Below are 18,556 nucleotides of genomic sequence, written 5' to 3' on the forward strand. Positions count from 1 at the left end.
TTCGGCCGGCGTCAGTGGCAGTAGGTCTTACCGGCGTAGATGCAGCAGTAGGAGCCCCACTGGTCCCACCAGCAGGCCTCGGCGCGGGCGGTCGTGCTCGGCAGGACCTTGCCGAGCATCCGGTCGCTCAAACGGTTGAGTACACGGATCACGAGGATCTCCTCACAGGTCGAGCCGGAACGTTCCAGCTGCGGGTACCGAGGATGGCGCCTTTCGAAATGATCAGCGCGGCTGATCCAGAAGCTAAATGTTGTTGATCATCGTCGGCAAGGGGCGATGTCCCCGGCGGCGCGCTGTTGTGGACTGTGCGATCAAACGCGTCGTGATCTTGGCGGTTCTTGCCATCGGGACGGCTATTGACTCTGGTGCGACGTGACGATCAGTCGGCGCACCACCACGCCCAGTAGTCGGTCGCCGGAGAACAGGCCGCGCTGGCGGGAGTCGATGCTGTCCGGATTGTCGCCGAAGACCGCGAGCGTTCCGGGCGGCACGGTGTCGCCGTCTCCTGGAACGCCGGGCGGCAGCCGGTCCCCGGGTAGCGCGGCGGCGCGCTTGACGTTCCATATCCGGCCGTCGGGACCCGCGGGGCCCGGCAGGTAGGGGCCGTCCAGCGGCGGTTCCAGGACGACGACGTCCCCGTGGCGCACCCGGGGGAGGGACCGGCGCCGCACCAGGACGCGGTCGCCATCGCGCAACGTTGGTTCCATGCTCGTCCCGCTGACGGCGACGACCACGAGGTTCTTGCGCGCCCATGCGAGCGCCCCCAGCGCACCCACCGCCGCCAGGCACGTCCCGCCCAGCGTCCATCCTTGTGAAATCGACATCTGGCCCATGGCCGACCGATGGTAGTCCGGTTGATCAGCCTGAACCCGCCGATCGGTAGTGAGCAGCGACTTTCCCCGGACATGACGATGCTCTCCGGGTGGGATCCGGGTGCCGTCCACGCTGGGGTCGTTCCTGCGCCGGGCGAGGGGCGAGGCCGTGTGGCCCTTTCAGCAGGGGACCTGCTGGACGTACTGAAGCTCGTGCTCGGCACGGTCGCCTGCGTTGGCGCGCTGACCGCGTTGATGATGAACGGCTATGCGGGAGGCAGCAGTAGCCCCGCGGGCGGATCCGTGGCGATGGCCTTACCGAGGCCGCCCCGGCGGCCGGAGAACGTCGCGTCGCTGAAGTCGACGGTGCCGCCGGAGAACTCCGCGCGGGTGAAGACGATGGTGCTGCCGGAGAACTCCGCGTCGGTGAAGTGGAGGGTGCCGCCGGACAATGTCGCGTCGGTGAAGTCGAGAGTGCCACCGGAGAACGTCGCGTCGTTGAAGTGGGCGGTGGCGCCGGAGAACTCCGCGCCGATGAAGTCGATGATGCCATCGGAGAGCGTCGCGCCGGTGAAGTGGACGGTGCCGCCGGAGAACTCCGCGCCGGCGAAGTCAAGGGCGCCGCCGGAGCATGTCGCGCCGCTGAAGTCGATGGAGGCGCCGGAGAACTCCGCGCCGATGAAGTAGTGGGTGGTGCCGGAGAACGTCGCGTCGGCGAAGCGGACGGTGCCGCCGGAGAACTCCGCGCCGGTGAAGTGGACCGTGCCGCCGGAGAACGTCGCGCCCGTGAAGTCGATGGAGGCGCCGGAGAACCTGGCGCCGGTGAAGTCGACGGTGGCGCCCGAGAATACGGCGCCGGTGAAGTCGAGGGTGCCGCCGGAGAATACGGCGTCGCGGAAGTCGACGGTGCCGCCGGAGAACACCGCTCCGCTGAAGTCGCCTCCCTCGAAGCGGACACCGGTGAAGTTGAAGTCATGGCCTCGCCAGGAGACCCGAGCGTTGTCGCGCAGGTGTGCGGTGATGATCGAGATGACGGTGTGGTGTATCTCCTGGCTGCCGCCGAACGCCAGCTGTTCGGCGGCCGGGGGGCCGGCCTCCGGGGGAGGTTCGTAGGGCATTCGCAGGTAGGCGCACAGCTCGTCGATGCAGGTCTGCCGACCGTCCTGCCAATCGTCGGCCAGGTCGGCAAGCGCGTACACCCCGGCCAGTCGCATCGCGGTCTTGGCGTGTCCGAGCCGCCTTGTCGCCGTGGCGAACCGTCTGTTGAACACCCGCACCCGGTCATCCTCTCCGCGCTGCTGCTCCGGTATTTTCCCGTCTTCGGCGAGACACCGCTTGCGGAAGTCCATCACCAACGAACCTCAGCACGTCCAGAATGTCCTCCTCCGACAGGGGCGTACACGCCTTCAAGCGCGGCAGCTCGGCGTGGAGGAGATCGCGCGCCTGGTGGATCACAAGGGCGGCTCCGCCGTCACGGAGAAGGGCCACCGGCAGGAGATCCGCCGGGCCGTGCGGAGCGGGGATCCGCCCGGCCGGCCGGTGCGCGATGCAACCTCCGGTGAGCTGGCGGCCCAGGTGCCCGGTGGGTCGGGCGAATGGACACTCTGCCCCAGAGTGCCCGGGACCTGGGCATCGACATCGGCCGCGGCCAGGTCCGGCTGACGCTGTCGGCCGAAGGCATGTGGTGGCGTCGGACCCGGTCCTGGGCCACCGGCGCCGATCCCGAATTCGTCCCAAAGGGCCCGGATCGTAGAACGGCCGCCTGCGGCCGAAAGGCCGTCAGGCCGGCGTGAGCGGCTGTTCCGGCTGTTCTGGCTGCTCGCCCAGCACGGCGCGCCGGCCGAGGTCCTTCTCGATCTCCGCGTTGGCCTCGGCGCCGAACAGGATGATGTAGGTCGACAGGTACAGCCAGCTCGCCAGCGCCGCCGCCCCGGCGAGCGTGCCGTACGTCGCGCTGTCTCCGCTCTTCCCGCTGTCGTACACGGCTAGTGCGATCGACATGGTGAGCCACGCGGTCATCGCGATGCCCGCGCCCCACCGCACCGCGTGCCAGTCCGCCTTCTTGCGGTCGGGCCCGTACCGGTACAGCAGGATCAGGCCGGCCATCGTCAGCACCGCGAGAATCAGGAAGCGGATGCCGAGGCCGAGGATGCGGTCGACGCTGTGCAGCCGGACGTGCGGCACGGCGGCGACGATGGCGAACGCCGTCAGCGCGGTGACCAGCGCGCCGACCGCGAGCCCGAGCGCGATGAGCTTCTTGCGGAGGAAGCCGCGCGTCTCCTGCTCGTCGATGACGACGTGCAGGCCGCTGATCAGCGCCTCGAACCCACGCGAGCAGGTCCACAGCACGCCGGCCAGAGCGACGCTCAGCCTGAGCGTGAGTCCCTGGCCGCTCATGGCGGCCGCGTCGTGCGCCTGGCCCGCCAGCATCCTGCCGAGCAGCGGCGGGAGCACGTCGGTGAGCGGCCTGAGCTGCTCGTCGATCTGCGTGGGGCTGATCACCAGCGCGCACACCGCGATGACGCCGACGGTCAGCGGGACGATCGACAGGGTGACCCAGAAGGTGACACCGGCCGCGATCAGCGGCAGGTTGTCCTCCTTCGCCTCGCCGCGAACCCGGCGGAGCAGGATGACCCAGTCGCGCGCGGTGTAGCCCTCGGGCCCGGCGATGGCCCTGCGCATGGCCTGGGCGTTCAGGATCCTCCTGAGGAGCAGTGCAATCCGGATATGTCGCTGATCTTCAGACACGGGGGAGACGATACGGGTGCGGACGGTCACCGCGCACGCACAACACGAAGTCCGCCCCGCGTCCGGGTCCGCCTGATGTCCCGGGCCTGGTGGTGCCTGGCTGGTCGACCGCTGAGCACCGGACGAGTAAATGCCTGCGGTGCGTTGTCCAGCAGACCCAGCCGAGCTCTGTGTCACCATTGCAGCACAAATGGTGCGTTTCGGTTGATCAAGAACGACGACCCTCGATAACGTTCGGCTCGCCATCCGGCCTGCGGTGGGGCAGAAGAGTCTGCCGGCAGTGGCACATCATTTGAGGACGTGAGCCCACGATGGGTTTGTTCAACAGGTGGTTCGGCAAGGAGAAGGCCCGGGTCAAGACACGCGCCAAGAAGGCGGCGCAGTCCCACCCGAAGGCGGCGAAGGCCGCCTCGAAGGTGAAGGAGAAGGCCGAGCACGCTCACGAGCGCGCCTCGCACGCGAAGGCCGCCGTGGTCACGGCCGCCCACCAGCAGGCGCTGACGCTGCACATGCTCACCCACATCCCGAGCCATCATCCACGTGAGGACGACCCGCACTACCACCTGTTCGAGCAGGCCAAGGAGCGCCTGAAGCGTCAGGGCCTCTGGAAGTGCGTCATCGACGACGAGCTCTGCGACGGGCAGCCGGAGCTGCACCACACGCACGTCGAGTTCTCCCAGATCAACCAGGTGGACCCGAAGGCGGTCGAGAAGCACCTCGGCCTGCACTTCGAGACCGATGAGGACTTCCAGGAGTGGGTGGAGTCCCCCGGCAACCTCGAGGTGCTCTGCGTCAACCACCATCGCGCCCACTACGGCATCCACGTGATTCCGGGGCCGCTCTGGGAAGCGGTGCGCTATCACAAGAAGGGCACCAAGGCGGCGGCGGAGTTTCTCTCCAACGACGAGGCCAAGGCCCTGGCGGACAAGTCGAAGGATTAGCCGGGTGCCTTGAGGGGCGCCAGATCAAAAAGGGTTCCGGAGTGATCTCCGGAACCCTTTTTGATCTTCAGCCTTGATCGGGGTGTACTTCGGCGAGGTCGAGGCCCCGGCCGCCCGCAAGGCTCGTGACCTGGCTGGTGCGGCCTGCCGGCGTCGCGGGCCGCATCGGGCCGGTCAGTTGTAGAAGGTCGCGCTGTGGATGTCCACCGGGTTGGAGGTGTTGCCGGTGGCCACGCCGTACACGGCCACGAAGGCCGAGCCGGTCGAGACCAGGCCGGTGTAGTCACCGAGCATTCGACCCGAGCTCGTCAACGGCACCGTCCGCGCGTCGAACGAGCCCTCGATGTGCTGCTCGCGCCACGATCCGGACTCCGTGCAGTCGTCCGCGCAGGTCACGGCCCAGAAGTCGGTGGGCAGGGTCGTGGCGGACGTGTTCTTCCGGAAGTCGTAGTACGTGACCGCCACGGCACCGCCGGGGGTCACGGCGACGGCCGGTACCGCGGCCGAACCGGTGGGCGTCTTGTCCACGCGAACCGGGCTGGACCAGGTCTTCCCGCTGTCCGCGGACCGCGCGTACGCGACGTGGAAGGTGCCGTCGGAGTCCTGGCTCTGCCAGACCGCGTTCACCACCTTGCCACCCGGCTGGGCCGCCAGCAGCGGCTCTGTGGCGTTGCGCACCGGGTCGCTCGAGTTGTCGGGGTCCGGGATCTTGGTACCCACGGTGAACGGGGCCGCCACGTTGAGCGTCGGCGTCGACCACGTGTCGCCGCCGTCGGTCGAGCGGACGACCTGGGTGGCGGCGGTGGTGTCGGTCTCCACGTGCATGCCGAGCAACAGCGAACCGTCGGCCATCGGTGTCACCACCGTACCGATGGCGCCGCTGTTGGTGGGGAAGTCGTACACCTTCTTGGTGGTCCAGGTCTTCCCGTCGTCGGTCGACTTCGCCATGTAGACCGGCTGTCCCCAGGTGCCGTCCGACTCGCTGAAGGACCGGTCCCACACCGTGTAGAGCACGCCTGGGTGGTACGGGTCGGCGGTGATCGCCGGGCGGTCGTTGAAGAACTCCGTGGTGTCGTCCCGCTGCAGGGTCACCGGGGCGTCCCAGTGCTCGCCGCCGTCGCTGGACCGCGACACCAGCATCGCCGTGACCTGACCGGTACGCGACAGCGAGAACGACGCGGCCACCGCCGAGCCGGACGGCGTGATCGTGATCCAGTGGTCCGTCGTGACGTCGTAGTCCCCGCCGTTGGCCGCGGTACCGCCGTTGCACCGGGAGAACGCGGGCTGCGTCGCCGACGCATGCCAGGTCGCGCCGCCGTCGTTGGACACGGCGGTGACGGCTCCGTTGCTGCCGTACCGGTTCCACCGGTCCTGCTGGTACACGGCGACGAGATGCGACGAATTCTTCGGATCCCGCGCCACCATGGGCTGAACCTCGGCGTTCGGGTTCAGCACATAGCCGTCGCCCGCGGCCAGCCCACAACCTGCCGGCAGCGCACTGGTACCCGATACCGGCACCACACTGGCAGGGTCAGAACCACCCGCATAGGCGGACGGAGCCGCAATGGTGCAGGCGAACATGGTGGCCGCCGCGGCCACCACTGCCCTGGAACGTTGTTTCAACGTTGCCTTCCTCATCCTCGATGGGGGGTGTCTCCACAGGGAACGCTGCCGCCCGGCCGGCGGCATGTTCCCAGCAGGCGCCAAACGGCACGGCCGACGTTACAGCCTCAAGATCAACTTCGCCTCCAAGATCGATTCATGACTCCTGGGTCGGCGGGAGACGAGGCGGAGTCGCAGGCGTCTGCGGCCTCGGGCGCCCGCTGGGAAGACCACCGCCGTGGATGAGAGCTCCTGCCGGTCCGGCTTCCGTGCGAGCCCACACCTGCGGTGTGCGGTGGCGGGCCGATACTGAGGCGATGAACCTGCGCCCTGAACTGCTTCCCCCGGCAGTCGACCACCAGCGACTCGCGGAGCTCGGCGAGGAGATCGAGCGGATCGCGCACCTGGTTCATCAAGGCAGGCGGTCCGAGGCCGATGAAGCGGTGGCAGCCTTCAACGCCAGAACCGGACACACCTACGCGGTCTCCGACTTCGTCGAGTACGGCGCCTCTCGGGACCTTGAGGAATTCGCTCGCGAGGCCGCCCGCCCGGCACGACCACGGGTCGGTGACATCACCCGGTCAGAACTCGTCGAAATCGTCCGTAGGATCATGGCCGGAGATCCGGAGACCGACTACTACCTGCGGCTACTCGAGGTCAACGTGGCCCATCCCAGGGTGAGTGATCTGATCTTCCATCCCCCCGCCGAACTGCAGGACGCCCCCGCCGAGACCATCGTTGAGGCGGCACTGTCCTATCGCCCGATCGCGTTGTGACCAACCCAGATCGGAAGCGACCCCTTTTCAGTTCTCGAGCAGGTCCCGGCCGTAGTTGGCCATGGACCGGTTGTAGCGCGGCAGGTGCTTGGCCAGGGCGACGAGGGCGAGGGACAGCCCTTCGCGCTCTCGGCCGAGGGTGGCCAGGCAGAGCGCGGTCGTGCAGGTCAGGGCGTCGTCGAGGTGGTCGGAGCCGTGGGCGCGCTCGGCCTCGAGCATCGCGAGCGCGGTCCGTACCTCACCGATATTGCGCAGGGAACTGGCCATCTGGATCACGGCGCGGCGGCGGTTCTCACCGGTCAGGCCGCCGCGCTCGAGGGCTTCGCGATACAGCGGTACGGCCAGGTCCGAGTGGCCCCAGGTGTCACGGGCGCAGGCCCGGTGGAACAGGCCGTCGGCGTCGCCGGCGGGCAGTTCCGCCGCGAGCGCGTCGATCTCGGCGAAGAAGGCGTCCTCCTGCTCGTAGTCGTCGACGGCCGCGAACAGGGCGGCGGCGCGACGGTTGACGTCGGCGTGCAGGTCGGAGAGGTCGGTGACGTCATGCATGATCATGATCCTTTGAATCATCGGGGGGATCGACCGGTGCCGGCCGACGCGATCGATCGTGGCCGTGCGGTTAGGATCGCCACCAGTCATTCGGCCAGGGCCGAATCACCCGCGCTCGGCGCGGTGTCGAAGAGCTCACAGGCGCAAGGAGGCGGCGATGGCCATCAGCCTCGGCTTCGGCCCGGCCGACCTGGCGCGTTGCCGGTTCGCCTACTCCCCGGTGTTCGAGACGCTCGCCGCGGTGCGCGTTGCGACCGGTCCGCAGGGCCCGGGGCAGCACCACCGGCGCTGGCTGGAGGACGCCCGCCCGCGCCAAAGGACGCTCGACCTGCGGCCGATCACCCTGCTCCAGCCGCGCCGCGGCTACACCCCCGACTTCCTCGCCCCGCCTCCGCTCGCCCCCTCCTCGGACATCGACGCCGAACTGACCCGGATCGCCGCGACGCCCGCGCCGGTGGTGCATGAGGAGATCAAGATGTCGCTGCGCGAGACCCCGGGCGCGGAGGCGAGCGAGTTGGGGAGGCTGCTGCTCGGCGACCCGGCGGAGGTGCTCAGCTTCCTGACCCATCTCATACGGGCCGCGTGGCGAGCGCTCGTCGAGCCGGTGTGGCCGCGGGTGCGGGCGCTGCTGGAGGCCGACATCGCGTATCGCTCGCGACGCCTGGCCGAGGGCGGCCTGGACCACTTGTTCGCCGATCTGAACCGGACGCTGCATTGGACCGGCGACACACTCGTGCGCGACCCCGGCGGCGACGAGCACGTTGAGCTCGCCGGACGCGGTGTGCTGCTGATGCCCAGCGTGTTCAAGTGGGAGGAGGCGATCGTGATCACGCAGCCGCCGTGGCAGCCGACCGTCTCCTACCCGGCGCGCGGCCTCGGCGGTCTCTGGCAGCCGGTGCACGGATCCCCGACCGCGGCGCTCGAGCGGCTCCTCGGCCGGACCCGCGCCGCGCTGCTCGCCGCGCTCGAGGAGCCCACGTCGACGACGTGGCTCGCGCACCGGCACGCACTGGCGCCGAGCACGGTGTCCGAGCACATCAAGGTACTGCGGGACGCGGGCCTCGTCGTCGGGGAGCGGCACCGCCATGAGATCCGGTACCGACGCACGGGCATCGGCTCGGCCCTCGCACGCGGCGGCGAGTAGGGGAGCCGGCCGGCGGGCTCACCGGCGCCACCCACGTCCGTCTTCGTCAGACGATGATAGATCCGATGTCATTAGGCGGCTGCTACCTCCAAGCTGCGGAAATCGACCCGCTACTAGAGAGTCTCGCCCCGATACATCGGGTGTATGTCTTGACGGGAAGTGATGACGGATGTAAAACCATGCCGAATTCCGGCTCCCCCCAAGGCGGTCCTCATGGCACTGAAACGGCATACGGCGGTCATCACCGCCCTCACCCTGATCGGGGCGGTCGCCGCCCCGGCCGAAGGTCCGGCGGGCGCGGCGCCCGCACCCGCGCCAAAGAAGGTGATCTCGGTCTCGTCCGTGGCCGCGCTGCAGAGTGCGGTCAAACAGGCGCAGCCGGGTGACCGGATCGAGCTCGCCGATGGTTCGTACTCCACCTCGTCGGCGATCGCGCTGACCCAGTCGGGCACGGCGTCGGCACCGATCACGATCGCCGCACAGCACACCGGCAAGGCGGAGATCAAGGGCACGGACGGGTTCTCGTTCGGCTCGATCCACTACGTGACCGTCGAGGGCTTCCGGCTCACCCACGGGAACGCCATCAGCCTCCCGACCGGCGCCGACCACGTACGGCTGACGCGCAACGTGATTCAGCTGTCGAAGAGCTCGACCAAGAACTGGGTCACGGTCGCCTGTGACGACTGCGAGGTCGACCACAACACGTTCCAGCACAAAAGCTCACTCGGCGTGTTCCTGCAGATCTCCGGGCCCGGGAGCTCGGGAATGGCACAGCGGGTCCGGATCCACCACAACTACTTCTACGACCACTCCTACAGCGGCTCGAACGGCGGGGAGTCCATCCGCCTCGGCCTCAGCTCCCGGCAGCACGCATCGGCCCACGCGACCGTCGAGTACAACCTCTTCGAGAAGGCCAACGGCGACTCCGAGGCGATCTCGGTGAAGTCCTCGGACAACACCGTGCGTTACAACACGCTGCGCGACACCCGGGGGCAGATCTGCCTGCGCCACGGAAGCCGGACCCTCGTCGAGGGCAACATCATCCTCGGCGGCACATCCGGGATCCGCTTCTTCGGCAACGACCACGTCATCATCAACAACCTGATCCAGAACATCGGCGGCATGCCGATCGAGGTCGGCTCCGGGAACATCCGGGACGATACGGACAGCACGACGGACCATGAGGCGGCCGACCGGGGTCTCGTGGCTTTCAACACGGTCGTGAGCACGAAGACGAACCTCATCGGCATCGGCACGGAGGGCCACGAGTACGGGCCGGACCACACGACCGTGGCCGACAACATCCTCGTCGGCGGCTCCGGAAATCTCGTGACGGTCGGCCGGGACACGAACACGAAGTGGGAGGGCAACATCGTTTGGGGCGGGTCGCGCGGCGACATGCCCGCGAGCGGCGGCCGGTCCGTCAACCCGGCCCTGACCGTGGACTCCGGCGGCCTGGACCGGCTCACCGCGGGCAGCCCGGCCATCGACGCCGCGGCCGGCACCTACGCCCAGGTGACCCAGGACATGGACCTGCAGGCCCGGTCGGGCGCCAAGGACGTCGGCGCCGACGAGTACCTCACGGGCGGCACTGGCCGCCGCGCGCTGACCACCGCGGACGTGGGTCCCTCCGCTCCCTGAGCCCACCCCGTACGCCACGGTCCAGTGCTCGCACATGCCGGCCTCCTCGCCTCGTGGGCGAGGAGGCCGGCGCGATGCGGTGTCAGATGATGGTGAAGGCGTTCCAGCCGGTGCCGATTCGGGCCTTGCCGCTGAGGACGTGGTCGGTCACGGCCTGCCCGCTCGACGGGTACAGCCACAGCTGGCCCGAGGTGTCCATCGCGATGACGTCGCTCCCGCTGTCGCCGGTGACGTCGCCGTTCATGAGGAGCGTGGGGAAGCCGCCCCATCCGGTGCCGATGCGCACCTTGCCGCTGAGGACGTGGTCGGTCACGGCCTGCCCGCTCGATGGGTAGAGCCAAAGCTGGCCTTTGTCATCGAGGGCGACGACGTCGGATCTGTGATCACCGGTGATGTCGGAGACGTGCAGCTGTGCGAAGCCGCCCCATCCGGTGCCGATGCGGACCGAGCCGCTGAGGACGTGGTCGCTCACGGTCTGGCCCGTCGACGGGTACAGCCAGAGCTGGCCCTTGGTGTCGAGTGTGACGATGTCGGCCTTGCCGTCGCCGGTGATGTCGGCGACGTACATCTGGCCGAAGCCGCCCCATCCGGTGCCGATGCGGACCGAGCCGCTGAGGACGTGGTCGGTCACGGCCTGCCCGCTCGACGGGTACAGCCACAGTTGCCCCTTGGTGTCGAGCGTGACGATGTCGGCCTTGCCGTCACCGGTCACATCACCGGTGATGAACCGGTTGAAGCCGCCCCACCCGGTGCCGATGCGGACCGCACCGCTGACGACGTGGTCGCTCACGGTCTGGCCCGTCGACGGGTACAGCCAGAGCTGGCCCTTGGTGTCGAGTGTGACGATGTCGGCCTTGCCGTCGCCGGTGATGTCGGCGACGTACATCTGGTTGAACCCGCCCCAGCCGGTGCCGATGCGGACCCTGCCGCTGAGGACGTGGTCGGTCACGGCCTGCCCGCTCGACGGGTAGAGCCACAGCTGGCCCTTGTCGTCGAGGGCGACGACGTCGGCCTTGCCGTCACCGTTGACGTCCGCCGGTGAGCTCACCCATCTCGTGGGCGCGGGCCCATCGTCGACGATGTTCTTGTAGCGGTACGCCTGGTAGTCGCCGGTCGGCCAGCCCGCCAGAGTGCCGTCATTGAAGGACACGTGGGTGACGTGCTCGATGGGAGTGGCGCCGAAGCTGTAGTAGGAGAAGTGGACGTGGTCGGACTCCCACGCCTCGAACAGGATCGCGTGCTCGTCGGTGTAGTCCAGCATGTCGCCGGGTTTGAGATCGCTCCGGCTGATCGCGACCGAGACGCTGGGCAGGGTCCAGGTGTTGAGGCCGCCGGAACCGCCCGGCACCAGGTGCCACGCCATGGACACATAGCCGGAGCAGTCAGGGCCGTATCGATGGGCCCCGTCGACGTCCGCGACCAGCGTGTCCGCGGCGCGCGACGAGTCGTAGACGAGCGCCGGTTTCCGGTTGTACCAGTCGCGGGCCCGAGCGAGGACCTCCGAGCGGGAGATCGCACCTCCGGCGGTGGACGCGGCGTGTGCGGGACGCGGTGTGGCGAGGGTCATCAGCGCGGCCGCGAGCCCGACGCACAGGGCGAGCGCGACCCTGGGGCACGGGCCCAGGATCCGGGAGAGAGTCGAATTCATGGTTCCTCTGTTTCTGGGATACGGCATGGTCCAGCGGGAGATGTGCGGTCATCTCTCCGGAGCCGCTAGATGATGGAGAAGGCGTTCCAGCCGGTGCCGATGCGCACCTTGCCGCTGAGGATGTGGTCGGTCACGCCCTGCCCGCTCGACGGGTAGAGCCACAGTTGGCCGTCGCCGCCCTCGGCGACGATGTCGGCCTTCTTGTCGCCATTGACGTCGCCGTTCGTCAGAAGAAGGAGGAAGGACCATCCGGTGCCGATGCGGACCGAGCCGCTGAGGACGTGGTCGGTCACGGTCTGGCCGCTCGACGGGTAGAGCCAGAGCTGGCCCTTGTCGTCGAGGGTGACGATGTCGGCTTTGGCGTCGCCGGTGATGTCGGAGACGTACATCTGGCCGAAGCCGCCCCATCCGGTGCCGATGCGGACCGAGCCGCTGAGGACGTGGTCGGTCACCGCCTGGCCGGTGGAGGGGTACAGCCAGAGCTGGCCCTTGGTGTCGAGCGTGACGACGTCGGCCTTGCCGTCACCGGTCACATCACCGGTGATGAGCCGGTTGAAGCCGCCCCACCCGGTGCCGATGCGGACCGAGCCGCTGAGGACGTGGTCGGTCACCGCCTGGCCGGTGGAGGGGTACAGCCACAGCTGGCTCTCGTCGTCGAGTGTGACGATGTCGGCTTTGGCGTCGCCGGTGATGTCGGAGACGTACATCTGGCCGAAGCCGCCCCATCCGGTGCCGATGCGCACCGGACCGCCGAGGACGTGGTCGGTCACGGTCTGGCCCGTCGACGGGTACAGCCACAGCTGGCCCTTGCTGTCCAGCGTGACGACGTCGGCCTTGCCGTCACCGGTGACGTCGGAGACGTACATCCGGGTGAAGCCACCCCATCCGGTGCCGATGCGGACCGCACCGGCGAGGACGTGGTCGGTCACGGTCTGGCCCGTCGACGGGTACAGCCACAGCTGGCCCTTGCCGTCGAGGGCGACGATGTCGGCCTTGCCGTCACCGTTCACGTCGACCGGTGAGCTGACCCACGAGGAGCCGAGGCCGGCGAGTTGGTCGAGCTTGGCCTCGCTGCCGTTGAAGACGTCGAGGGTCACGTTCTGGGTCGGCACCCCGGGGACCGAACCGACGTCGGCGTACTGCCACATCAGCCAGTCCGGCCAGCCGGGCGGCACCGCCGGGGCGGTGTGACCGCTGGTGTAGTCGGCGACTTGGAGCAGATACGAGCCGAACGCGGTGGTGCTGCCGAGGCACCCCGTCATGAACCCCCGGGCCGTGTAGATCATCGGCTTGACGCCGAAGGCCGCCTGCACCTTGTCCAGCCACGTCTGCACCTGGGCGACCGTCGTGTACGGCGGGCAGGAGCTGTTGCCGTCGTCCGTCCACTCCAGGTCGAGGATGGGCGGCAGCTCGCCCCGCCGGTGACCGGTGTAGCCGGCCGACTTCAGCGCACTGATGAAGTAGTCGGCCTGGGCGCTCGCGGTGTTCGGGTCGTAGCCGATCAGGAAGTGGTACGGAGCGGTCGCGATGCCTTGATCAAGTGCGGCGGCGAGGTCGCTCTTGAAGTACGGGTTGACGATGTTGGTGCCGCGGGTGGCCTTAAGCGTCGCGAATCGTACGCCCGAGGAACGCACCTGTGGCCAATTGACGGCGGCGCCACCAGGGTGCTGGTACTCGGTGATGTCCACGCCCTTGACCGGATACCTCCCGGCCGGCGGACTCGCCGACGAGGCGCGCGCCGCTCCCGCGTACGGTCCGGCGAGTACGGCGAGAATGCCCGCCGTCGCCACCGCGAGGCGAATGCCTTTACGGCCTTGATGTCTTCGCCAGAACAACGAACTCACTCCTTTGTCGCATCGATGGGGATTCCTCGGCGGCCGGCGTCGCCGTCACGGCCCCGCGACCGTCGGGACCGCGGCGAGCTGCCCGGTCCTCGGCATGCGAATGCGCACTGAGTTCACCCCGTGAGATGGATGCGCCTTCCTGAAGCCCCCGTGGCCTCGGCGCGGCTCTCAATATCGTCATGTCGGACGGCATTCGGTACCGGGTGGGATGAACCTGGGACGCCTGAAATGCCGGGGTCGCCGTGGGGACCACGCCGTACACTTGCGGCGGGAAAATCGGCCGAGATCATAGGTGGGACGGCCTGGGATGGAACCCGCGTCGGAGGACCCGGTCGGCCCGGAACGGCCGGAGGCGGGTGGGTGTACCGCCGCCGCGCGGCTCGGTGCCGAGCTACAGGCTCTCCGGAGGCGTACCGGCAAGAGCCTCAAGAGGCTCGAAGAACTGGTGCACGTCAGCGACTCCTCGATGTCCCGCTACCTGTCCGGCCGCATCGTCCCGCCGTGGCCGGTCATCGAGCGGCTCTGCCGGCTGGCGGGCGAGGACCCGTACCGTCTCCGGCCGCTCTGGGAGCACCTCGACGGCGAACGTCACCGGCAGGGCCGATGCGCGCCGGAGCCGTCCGAGGCCGTCACCGCCTTACCGGCCCCGCTCGACGTTCCGGAGAAGACGGATCCACCGCTGAGGTGGCATCGACGCCGCCCTCGTACGGCCGTCGCGGCGCTGACCGTCATGACGGCCGTCGTCTTCGGCGGGCTCGGCCTCGTGACGGGCCGGGAACTGGCGCCCGGGCCGCGCGTCGTCCCGGCCGCGGCGCAGGACGACGCCTGCACGAATTGGACCTGGCCCACCGGGACGGCGGGCCGGGCCGCCATCCCGCCCGCGACCGTGCACGGCCAGGGCCACGCGCCCGTCGTCCGGCTGCTCACCGGTACCGTCGGCGGCCGGCCGATGGCCTGGGCCCAGATCACCGGCGCCCGCTACGGAGACCGGGTCTGGCTGGACTGGAGCCGGAACAACGGTCAGACCTGGATCCAGTGCGGGCCGTTCACGACGACCACGGCGACCTTCGCCAGCCGAGCCCACGAGATCGGCACACGGTGGCGCTTCCGGGCGTGCGGCGACACTCCGCGCGCCGCCGAGAACTTCCCCCGCGATGCCTGTACCGGCTTCTGGTAGGGCGCCGATCTATTTCGAAATGTTTTATATACACTGCGGCTCTGAGCGCGCTTTCATCGGTCTTTCAAACGGGTGCTCTGTCGTTCGGTGCTGAGTTCTGGCATGTCAAGCGCCCAATTTGGCGAGGAGTAGCCGCCCAGACCTTCGAAAGATTTCGATACATATCGTTGACGCCGTCCTCTTCTGGGCGCATGCTCGCTCCATCGATCGGCCCGCCGGCGTTCAGGAGGAAGCATGTACATGAACGACGCCCCCGCCAATCCGATCAGCCGCAGAGGCTTCATCGGCCGGGCCGGGGCCTTGGCGCTGGTCGCGTCCGCGGTGATGCTGCCCGGCACCGCCAACGCCGACACGACCATCACCACGAATCAAACCGGCACCAATAACGGCTACTTCTATTCGTTCTGGACCGACGGCGGCGGGTCGGTCTCCATGACCCTGGCGTCCGGCGGCAATTACCGCACCTCGTGGACGAACTGCGGTAACTTCGTCGCCGGCAAGGGCTGGAGTAACGGCGGGCGCAGGAGCGTGAACTACTCGGGCAGCTTCAACCCGTCCGGCAACGGATATCTGTCGCTCTACGGATGGACGTCGAACCCGCTCGTCGAGTACTACATCGTCGACAACTGGGGCACGTACCGGCCTACGGGCACGTACAAGGGCACGGTCACCAGCGACGGCGGCACCTACGACATCTACGAGACGACGCGGTACAACGCCCCGTCCGTCGAAGGCACTCGCACCTTTAATCAGTACTGGAGCGTCCGCCAGTCGAAGCGAACGGGCGGCACCATAACCACCGGCAACCACTTCGACGCGTGGGCCCGCTACGGAATGAATCTCGGCAGTTTCAAGTACTACATGATCCTCGCAACGGAGGGATATCAGAGCAGCGGAAACTCCAATATAACGGTGAACGGGTGAACGCCAGGAAGGATCGACCTCGAATGCGGATCACGCCACATCTGTCGAAACGCTCCCCGGTAACCGGCCTGGCCGTCGCCGCACTGGCCGTGGCGAGCACCGTCGCCTTCACCGGCAACGCCACCCCGTCGCACGCCGCCACCTGCAACGGGTACGTCGGGCTCACCTTCGACGACGGCCCGTCCAACGCCCACACCCCGAGCCTGCTGGGCGCGCTCAGGCAGAACGGGCTGCGGGCCACGATGTTCAACGAGGGCCAGTACGCCGCCGCCTACCCGTCCCAGGTCCGGGCCGAGGCCGGCGCGGGCATGTGGATCGGGAATCACAGCTACACCCACCCGCACCTGACCCAGGAGAGCCAGGCGCAGGTCGACTCGGAGATCTCCCGGACGCAGCAGGCCATCGCCAACGCGGGCGGCGGCACGCCGAAGCTGTTCCGCCCGCCGTACGGCGAGACCAACGCGACGGTGCAGTCCGTGGAGGCCAAGTACGGCCTGCGGCAGATCATCTGGGACGTCGACTCCCAGGACTGGAACGGTGCCGGCACGGACGCGATCGTGCAGGCCAACGCCCGGCTCACCAACGGCCAGATCATCCTCATGCACGAGTGGCCCGCCAACACCCTGGCCGCCATCCCGCGCATCGCGCAGACGCTGGCGAGCAAGGGCCTGTGCGCCGGCATGATCTCCCCGCAGACCGGCCGCGCCGTGGCCCCGAGCTGACCCCCGGGAACACCACAGCTGTGGCGCGGCGGCCTGCGCGCCGCCGCGCCACCCGGCTCACCGTCGCGCGGGTCAGCCGCTCTCGATGCCGAACGCGGGCGTGAAGCGGACCGGGAGCGCCGACAGGCCGCGGAGGTGGAAGGCCGGCCGCCACTCGAGCTCGTCCTCGGGAACCGCGAGCCGCACGTCCGGGAGGCGGTCGAGCAGCACCTCGATGGCCGTCTGCGCCATGACCTCGGCGAGCTCGGGCGCCGGGTGCGGGCATCCGTGGTCGCCGGTGCCGAACGCGAGGTGGGCGTGGTTGCCGCCCGAGTCGCCGTGGACGGCGGGCCGTACCTGCGGGTCGGCGTTGGCGCCGGCCAGCCCGACGACGATCACGTCACCGGCCCGGACGGTCCGGCCGCCGAGCTGGGTGTCCCGGGTCGCCCAGCGGCCCGGAACGGCCTTCACCGGCGTGTCCTCCCACAGCACCTCGTTCAGCGCCTGGCCGACGCTGTGGCGGCCGCCCGAGAGGGTCGCCGCGAAGCGGTCGTCGGTCAGCATGAGCCGCAGCGCGTTGCCGATCCAGTTGGCGGTGTTCTCCTGGCTGCCGGAGATCACGACGAGGATGTCGTGGATCAGCTCGTCGTCGGTGACGCCCGTCCCGTACGCGAGCATGCGGGACGTGACGTCCGGCCCGGGCCACTCGCGCTTGCTCTCGATGAGACCCCTCATCGTCGCGACGAACCGGCCGTACGCGTCGATGGCGTCCTCCCGGCCGTCGCTCATCGTCTTCATGTCCTGGGCGACGCTCATCAGCTCGGAGTCGGGCATCCCGAACATGCCGCCCATGACGAGCACCGGCATCCGGTACGCGTACTGCTCCATGAGCTCGGCCTCGCCGGCGGCGGTGAACGCGTCGATCAGCCGGTCGGCGAACCGCTCGCAGTCGGCCCGCAGCTGGAACTGGTCCACCTCGGCGAGTGCGGCACTGGCCGCGCCGACGCGATGCGCGTGCGCGTCCCCGTCCAGGAACATCAGCATGCCGGGCGTGTAACCCACGGCCGGCGGTGGCACGTAGTCCGGGCCGTGGCAGCGGTACGGGTCGCGGGCGAACAGTTGCCCGTCGGTGAGGACGCGGTGCGCCTCGCGGTAGCCGATGACCAGCCACGCGGGGTCGCCGCCCTCGAGCAGCACCGGCACGACCGGCCCGTGGTCGCGCCGCATCTCTCGGAACAGCTCCTCGGTGTTGCCGGCGAAGCGCCGGCCGTACAGCGGCACCGCCTCGGAATGCGCGCCTCCGATCTGCGGATCCGGCGCGGTCACGAGGCGCTCCTCTCGGTCGTGGACGGCGAGTACGAGGGTGCGTGCGTCATCCCGCGCGCTCGGCGAACCGCATGACCGACGCTTTCCGCTGCAGCATGTGCCACCACCTGTGATACCGATCGACTCGAGACGGGACCGGCCGCCCGTAGGACGGGGATCATAAGCCTGGGCCAGTCACATCGGCCATACCCTCCGAGGCTGACCGTCGTTTTTACGGAATGTTCGGATGAGTGCTGATTCAAACGCCGCGTCCGTATCCGGCCGGTCTCATGCCGGTATCGCGTAGGCCACTGGGCGTGGTGCGGGTCGGTGGCCGATGATGTCTGCCATGACGGGGCGTGTACTGAAATGGGCCGGTGGCCTGCTCGCGGTGGCGGCCCTGGTGGCGCTGGGCGGTTACTTCGCGGCGGTAGGTCTCGACAAGGCCGACAAACTGGCCAGCGTGATCGGGGTGTTCGTCGCGGTGGCCGGCCTGGCCGTGGCGGTCTACGGGATGGTCGCCGACCGGCGGGCGGCCGATGGCGGCCGGGCGGCCGGACGGGTTACCGCGCCGGGGGAGAGGTCGATCGCGATCGGCGGCGACAACAGCGGGATCGCCTCGACCGGGGATGGTGCGATCAACGTTCAGCAGCAGGCGAAGGCGTCGGGGAACGGCCGGATATACCAGGCGGGCCGCGACATGACCATCAATGACAAATGAGCCGGTGATCTCGCCTTGGAATGAAC

The 18,556-nt window shown here is 68.8% G+C and carries 18 protein-coding genes; 9 read left to right on the top strand and 9 right to left on the bottom strand.

Annotated features, from left to right (window positions below):
- Positions 1–11 precede the first annotated feature (11 nt).
- The 4 genes from ABEA24_RS39490 to ABEA24_RS39505 form a co-directional block, all read right to left on the bottom strand.
- Positions 12–152, bottom strand: a complete 141-nt coding sequence (locus ABEA24_RS39490; protein ID WP_345438209.1) for a hypothetical protein — start codon at positions 150–152, stop codon at positions 12–14.
- A gap of 201 nt (positions 153–353) precedes the next feature.
- Positions 354–833 carry a S26 family signal peptidase gene (locus ABEA24_RS39495; protein ID WP_345438211.1) on the bottom strand — a complete coding sequence of 160 codons (480 nt, stop codon included), beginning with the start codon at positions 831–833 and terminating at the stop codon, positions 354–356.
- 245 nt (positions 834–1,078) lie between these two features.
- Positions 1,079–2,161 carry a pentapeptide repeat-containing protein gene (locus ABEA24_RS39500; protein ID WP_345438213.1) on the bottom strand — a complete coding sequence of 361 codons (1,083 nt, stop codon included), beginning with the start codon at positions 2,159–2,161 and terminating at the stop codon, positions 1,079–1,081.
- Positions 2,162–2,591: 430 nt separating this feature from the next.
- Positions 2,592–3,560: a YihY/virulence factor BrkB family protein gene (locus tag ABEA24_RS39505; RefSeq protein WP_345438215.1), complete on the bottom strand. Its 969-nt coding sequence runs from the start codon at positions 3,558–3,560 to the stop codon at positions 2,592–2,594.
- A gap of 311 nt (positions 3,561–3,871) precedes the next feature.
- Here ABEA24_RS39505 and ABEA24_RS39510 point away from each other — a divergent pair, with 311 nt between their 5' ends.
- Positions 3,872–4,501 carry a hypothetical protein gene (locus ABEA24_RS39510; RefSeq protein ID WP_345438217.1) on the top strand — a complete coding sequence of 210 codons (630 nt, stop codon included), beginning with the start codon at positions 3,872–3,874 and terminating at the stop codon, positions 4,499–4,501.
- A gap of 174 nt (positions 4,502–4,675) precedes the next feature.
- Here the strand turns inward: ABEA24_RS39510 and ABEA24_RS39515 are convergent, their stop codons facing one another.
- Positions 4,676–6,022, bottom strand: coding sequence for an exo-alpha-sialidase (locus ABEA24_RS39515; RefSeq protein WP_345438219.1), 1,347 nt, complete (start codon positions 6,020–6,022; stop codon positions 4,676–4,678).
- 43 nt (positions 6,023–6,065) lie between these two features.
- Between ABEA24_RS39515 and ABEA24_RS39520 the strand changes: the two genes are divergently transcribed.
- Positions 6,066–6,266 carry a hypothetical protein gene (locus ABEA24_RS39520; RefSeq protein ID WP_345438221.1) on the top strand — a complete coding sequence of 67 codons (201 nt, stop codon included), beginning with the start codon at positions 6,066–6,068 and terminating at the stop codon, positions 6,264–6,266.
- Between the two features lie 127 nt (positions 6,267–6,393).
- The gene (locus ABEA24_RS39525) at positions 6,394–6,879 is read left to right on the top strand and encodes a bacteriocin immunity protein (RefSeq protein ID WP_345438223.1); all 486 of its coding nucleotides are present in this window, start codon (positions 6,394–6,396) and stop codon (positions 6,877–6,879) included.
- Positions 6,880–6,906: 27 nt separating this feature from the next.
- On the opposite strand, the gene ABEA24_RS39530 is transcribed toward ABEA24_RS39525, so the two are convergent.
- Complete coding sequence (locus ABEA24_RS39530; protein WP_345438225.1) at positions 6,907–7,425, bottom strand: tetratricopeptide repeat protein; 519 nt, start codon at positions 7,423–7,425, stop codon at positions 6,907–6,909.
- 157 nt (positions 7,426–7,582) lie between these two features.
- Between ABEA24_RS39530 and ABEA24_RS39535 the strand changes: the two genes are divergently transcribed.
- Both ABEA24_RS39535 and ABEA24_RS39540 read left to right on the top strand, forming a co-directional pair.
- Positions 7,583–8,569 (top strand): ArsR/SmtB family transcription factor, encoded by a 987-nt coding sequence (locus ABEA24_RS39535; protein ID WP_345438227.1) that lies wholly within the window; start codon positions 7,583–7,585, stop codon positions 8,567–8,569.
- Positions 8,570–8,782: 213 nt separating this feature from the next.
- A complete protein-coding gene (locus tag ABEA24_RS39540) occupies positions 8,783–10,210 on the top strand; it encodes a polysaccharide lyase 6 family protein (protein WP_345438229.1) in 1,428 nt (475 codons plus the stop codon).
- A gap of 82 nt (positions 10,211–10,292) precedes the next feature.
- On the opposite strand, the gene ABEA24_RS39545 is transcribed toward ABEA24_RS39540, so the two are convergent.
- Complete coding sequence (locus tag ABEA24_RS39545) at positions 10,293–11,858, bottom strand: FG-GAP repeat domain-containing protein (protein WP_345438231.1); 1,566 nt, start codon at positions 11,856–11,858, stop codon at positions 10,293–10,295.
- A 65-nt stretch (positions 11,859–11,923) separates the two neighbouring features.
- On the bottom strand, positions 11,924–13,693 hold the full coding sequence (locus tag ABEA24_RS39550) for a GH25 family lysozyme (RefSeq protein WP_345438233.1): 1,770 nt from the start codon (positions 13,691–13,693) through the stop codon (positions 11,924–11,926).
- A 316-nt stretch (positions 13,694–14,009) separates the two neighbouring features.
- Here ABEA24_RS39550 and ABEA24_RS39555 point away from each other — a divergent pair, with 316 nt between their 5' ends.
- The 3 genes from ABEA24_RS39555 to ABEA24_RS39565 all read left to right on the top strand — a co-directional run bounded on the left by ABEA24_RS39555 (position 14,010) and on the right by ABEA24_RS39565 (position 16,525).
- Complete coding sequence (locus ABEA24_RS39555; RefSeq protein WP_345438235.1) at positions 14,010–14,879, top strand: helix-turn-helix domain-containing protein; 870 nt, start codon at positions 14,010–14,012, stop codon at positions 14,877–14,879.
- A gap of 234 nt (positions 14,880–15,113) precedes the next feature.
- Positions 15,114–15,803, top strand: coding sequence for a glycoside hydrolase family 11 protein (locus ABEA24_RS39560; protein ID WP_345438237.1), 690 nt, complete (start codon positions 15,114–15,116; stop codon positions 15,801–15,803).
- A gap of 23 nt (positions 15,804–15,826) precedes the next feature.
- Complete coding sequence (locus tag ABEA24_RS39565) at positions 15,827–16,525, top strand: polysaccharide deacetylase family protein (RefSeq protein WP_345438239.1); 699 nt, start codon at positions 15,827–15,829, stop codon at positions 16,523–16,525.
- Positions 16,526–16,597: 72 nt separating this feature from the next.
- On the opposite strand, the gene ABEA24_RS39570 is transcribed toward ABEA24_RS39565, so the two are convergent.
- Positions 16,598–17,830 (bottom strand): cytochrome P450, encoded by a 1,233-nt coding sequence (locus ABEA24_RS39570; protein ID WP_345438241.1) that lies wholly within the window; start codon positions 17,828–17,830, stop codon positions 16,598–16,600.
- Between the two features lie 328 nt (positions 17,831–18,158).
- Here ABEA24_RS39570 and ABEA24_RS39575 point away from each other — a divergent pair, with 328 nt between their 5' ends.
- Positions 18,159–18,530, top strand: coding sequence for a hypothetical protein (locus ABEA24_RS39575; RefSeq protein ID WP_345438243.1), 372 nt, complete (start codon positions 18,159–18,161; stop codon positions 18,528–18,530).
- Positions 18,531–18,556: the final 26 nt, after the last annotated feature.

Source organism: Actinoallomurus vinaceus (genome assembly GCF_039542055.1).
Taxonomy (GTDB): domain Bacteria; phylum Actinomycetota; class Actinomycetes; order Streptosporangiales; family Streptosporangiaceae; genus Actinoallomurus; species Actinoallomurus vinaceus.

Excerpts from the sequence above, each read along its gene's own strand:
- ABEA24_RS39555 (WP_345438235.1), top strand. The coding sequence starts at position 14,010 with ATGGAACCCGCGTCGGAGGACCCGGTCGGCCCGGAACGGCCGGAGGCG.
- ABEA24_RS39540 (WP_345438229.1), top strand. The coding sequence starts at position 8,783 with ATGGCACTGAAACGGCATACGGCGGTCATCACCGCCCTCACCCTGATC.
- ABEA24_RS39560 (WP_345438237.1), top strand. The coding sequence starts at position 15,114 with ATGTACATGAACGACGCCCCCGCCAATCCGATCAGCCGCAGAGGCTTC.
- ABEA24_RS39545 (WP_345438231.1), bottom strand. The coding sequence starts at position 11,858 with ATGAATTCGACTCTCTCCCGGATCCTGGGCCCGTGCCCCAGGGTCGCG.
- ABEA24_RS39575 (WP_345438243.1), top strand. The coding sequence starts at position 18,159 with ATGACGGGGCGTGTACTGAAATGGGCCGGTGGCCTGCTCGCGGTGGCG.
- ABEA24_RS39530 (WP_345438225.1), bottom strand. The coding sequence starts at position 7,425 with ATGCATGACGTCACCGACCTCTCCGACCTGCACGCCGACGTCAACCGT.
- ABEA24_RS39520 (WP_345438221.1), top strand. The coding sequence starts at position 6,066 with ATGGTGCAGGCGAACATGGTGGCCGCCGCGGCCACCACTGCCCTGGAA.
- ABEA24_RS39500 (WP_345438213.1), bottom strand. The coding sequence starts at position 2,161 with ATGGACTTCCGCAAGCGGTGTCTCGCCGAAGACGGGAAAATACCGGAG.
- ABEA24_RS39495 (WP_345438211.1), bottom strand. The coding sequence starts at position 833 with ATGGGCCAGATGTCGATTTCACAAGGATGGACGCTGGGCGGGACGTGC.
- ABEA24_RS39565 (WP_345438239.1), top strand. The coding sequence starts at position 15,827 with ATGCGGATCACGCCACATCTGTCGAAACGCTCCCCGGTAACCGGCCTG.
- ABEA24_RS39510 (WP_345438217.1), top strand. The coding sequence starts at position 3,872 with ATGGGTTTGTTCAACAGGTGGTTCGGCAAGGAGAAGGCCCGGGTCAAG.
- ABEA24_RS39535 (WP_345438227.1), top strand. The coding sequence starts at position 7,583 with ATGGCCATCAGCCTCGGCTTCGGCCCGGCCGACCTGGCGCGTTGCCGG.